The sequence below is a fragment of the Rhodopseudomonas sp. B29 genome (assembly GCF_000333455.1).
Lineage (GTDB): Bacteria > Pseudomonadota > Alphaproteobacteria > Rhizobiales > Xanthobacteraceae > Rhodopseudomonas.
The window spans coordinates 1-1,308 of record NZ_BADD01000692.1 but is presented as its reverse complement, the minus strand read 5'-3'; the positions used below and the strand labels follow the sequence as shown (position 1 = coordinate 1,308).

The following is a 1,308-nucleotide window of genomic DNA, read 5'->3' as shown; positions in this document are numbered from 1 at the left end:
GACGGCGCGGGGCTGTGCAGCAACCACCCGGTCAATCGCGGCGGCATGACCAAGCTGCTCGAGGCGGTGCGTCAGCTTCGTGGCGAGGCGCATCCCAAGGTCCAGGTGCCGAACTGCGATCTGGCGTTGGCGCATGGCACCGGCGGTATGCTCGGCATTCGCCACGCCGCCTCGACCTGCATTCTGGAGCGTGTGTGATGAATACTCCCGTGAAATACCCGGCGCCGCAGGGCAATCCTGAGACCAAGCCGTTCTGGGACGCGGCCACCGAAGGCAAGCTGCTGTTCAAGCGCTGCAAGGCATGCGGCGAAGCCCACTACTTCCCGCGCGCGCTGTGCCCGTTCTGCTTCTCCGACCAGACCGTGTGGGAAGAGAGCAAAGGCGAGGGCGAGATCTACAGTTTCAGCCTGATGCGTAAATCGGCGACCGGCCCTTACGCCATCGGCTACGTCACTCTGAAGGAGGGGCCGTCGCTGCTGACCAATTTCGTCGACTGCGATTTCGGCCAGTTGAAGATCGGCACCAAGGTCAAGGTGGTATTCAAACCGACCGACGGGGCACCTCTGCCGTTCTTTACGCCCGTCTGAGTCTTTACCGCGAGGCGGGTCAATGGAATTTGGCGCGTGCCTCTCTACTCGTCATGCCCGGCCTTGTGCCGGGCATCCACGTCTTGCTGACGAAGCCGCAACAAGAACGTGGATGGTCGGGACAAGCCCGGCCATGACGGGAAGAGAAGCGAACTAATCGGACCACAACAAAAGCCAGGGAAGAAACCGATGTCCGCCCGTTACGACGAACTCAAAGCCCTCACCACCATCGGCGCCAAATACAGCTACACCGACCGCGACGTGCTGCTCTATGCCTACGGCATCGGCATGGGCGCCGATCCGGTGGACGAGACCGAACTCGCCTTCGTCAACGAGGCGACCTATACGGCGCGGCCGTTGAAGGTGGTGCCGACCTTCGCCTCGGTGGCGGCGTGGGGCGCCGGGCCGGGCGAGATGAAGCTCAACCGGGTCATGGTTGTCGACGGCGAGCGCGACATCACATTCCACCGCCCGATGCCGGTGGCGGCGAACATCACCGCGGATTCGCGGGTCATCGAGGTCTACGACAAGGGCAAGGACAAGGGCGTGGTCATCGCCAACGAGACCGTGCTGCGCGACCAGAACGGCGATGCGCTGGCCACGCTGCAGGCGTCGCGGTTCGCCCGCGGCGACGGCGGTTTCGGCGGCCCGGCGCTGCAGCAGCCCGAGCCGCACAAGATGCCGGACCGTGCGCCGGATCGCAGCGTTGAGATCTCGACTC

2 protein-coding genes and 1 pseudogene are annotated in these 1,308 nt (G+C 64.3%); all 3 read left to right on the top strand.

Features of this window, described 5'->3' with window-relative positions:
* Window positions 1–198 (top strand): annotated as a pseudogene (locus I5M_RS25040) (thiolase domain-containing protein); the annotation flags it as partial.
* Complete coding sequence (locus tag I5M_RS25035) at window positions 198–587, top strand: Zn-ribbon domain-containing OB-fold protein (protein WP_022723905.1); 390 nt, start codon at window positions 198–200, stop codon at window positions 585–587. The pseudogene I5M_RS25040 and the gene I5M_RS25035, both read left to right, overlap by 1 nt.
* Before the next feature lie 189 nt (window positions 588–776).
* Window positions 777–1,308 (top strand): MaoC family dehydratase N-terminal domain-containing protein (locus I5M_RS25030; protein WP_022723904.1); only part of this gene is annotated, 532 nt, incomplete at its 3' end.